This is a genomic window from uncultured Porphyromonas sp., from assembly GCF_934359325.1.
In the GTDB taxonomy this organism is placed as follows: Bacteria; Bacteroidota; Bacteroidia; order Bacteroidales; family Porphyromonadaceae; genus Porphyromonas_A.
The window spans coordinates 1-1,613 of the sequence record NZ_CAKRLH010000281.1 but is presented as its reverse complement, the minus strand read 5'-3'; the positions used below and the strand labels follow the sequence as shown (position 1 = coordinate 1,613).

Below are 1,613 nucleotides of genomic sequence, written 5' to 3'. Positions count from 1 at the left end.
TGGAACATCTCCTGGATCCTCGTCGCCATCGGTGAGGCATGGATCCTCTTCTACGCCCTCTGGGGGTGCAAGCCCAATAAGACCGACGTCCCTGTCGCCCACACTGCTGCCTGAGTCCTTATGAGAAATAGAGAAAAAGTGAGAGCCGCCTTTGGGCAGGTCTATGACCATACAGAAGGGGTGGACCTCTACTTCGCCCCCGGTCGGATCAATGTCATCGGTGAGCACACCGACTACAATGGAGGCTTCGTCTTCCCCGGTGCCGTCGACACCGGCATCATGGCGGCGATCCGTCCCAATGGTACCGACCGCATCAATGCCTTCGCCATCGACCTCGACGAGAGAGCCTCCTTCGGTCTCTCGGAGGAGGAAGCTCCCGAGGAGCAGTGGGCGCGCTACATCTTCGGCGTCAGCCGTGAGATGCAGAAGCTCGGCGTCCCGGTACAGGGCTTCGACACCGCTTTCTCCGGTGACGTGCCGCTCGGGGCAGGCATGTCCTCCTCCGCCGCACTGGAGAGCTGCTACGCCAGGGCGCTCAACGAGCTCTTCGGCGACGGCAAGGTGGACGACTTCGACCTCGCCATCGCCGGGCAGATGACCGAGCACCACTACGTGGGTGTCAATTGCGGGATCATGGACCAGTTTGCCAGCGTCTTCGGCAAGGAGGGACACATCATGCGCCTCGACTGCCGCTCACTGGAGCACGAGTACTTCCCCTGGGAGCCTAAGGGCTACCGTCTCGTCCTGATCGACACGGTGGTGAAGCACAACCTCGCCTCCGGCGCCTATAATCAGCGCCGAGCCTCCTGCGAGCATGTGGTGGAGGCTCTCCGTGAGGCCTATCCCGACCGCAAGATCGAGTACCTCCGCGATGCCGACCTCCATATGCTGGACAGCATCCGGGACAAGGTCTCCGCTGAGGATGCGCTCCGAGCCGAGTACGTGATCGAGGAGATCGACCGCGTGCTGGAGGTCTCCGACGCGCTCAAGGCCGGCGACTACCCCACCGTGGGACGCAAGATGTACCAGACCCACTGGGGCCTCTCGATGAAGTACGAGGTGAGCTGCGAGGAGCTCGACTTCCTTGTCCTCGAGGCGCTCCACAGCGGAGTCACCGGCTCACGGGTCATGGGCGGAGGCTTCGGCGGCTGCACGATCAATCTCGTCCGCGATGAGATCTACGACAGCTTCATTGCCCGCGCCACCAAGGCGTATGAGGAGAAGTTTGGTCACGCACCCAAGGTCTACCCCGTCATCATCGGTGATGGCGCCCGCTGCTTAGAGTAAGGCGACCATCCCTAATCCACTCCGGGAGAGAGAGTCCTATGCGACCCTCTCTCCTTTTTTTGTGCTCTTCAATGCTCGGTAGATAGCGTGTTTCCTACATACTGATTATCAGCAGAGAGTACTACGCCATTTCTAATATCGGTATTAGTGTCATCTAATACCGATATTAGTGTTGTCTAATACCGGTAATAGTTTTCACTATTACCGGTAAAAGAATTAGCCCTGATTGGAGGTGGGGTGGGGTGACACGTAAGAGCTTGATAGACTTGTAATAGAGGAAGGTATTTCGTACCTTTGCACTCCGAAGCGGTGGGGTGCGCCCCGTT

1 protein-coding gene is annotated in these 1,613 nt (G+C 58.8%); it reads left to right on the top strand.

All coding sequences use genetic code 11. The features are described from left to right. Positions 1 to 120 precede the first annotated feature (120 nt). Positions 121 to 1,287: a galactokinase gene (galK, locus tag Q0F21_RS07800; RefSeq protein WP_297238835.1), complete on the top strand. Its 1,167-nt coding sequence runs from the start codon at positions 121 to 123 to the stop codon at positions 1,285 to 1,287. Positions 1,288 to 1,613 lie beyond the last annotated feature (326 nt).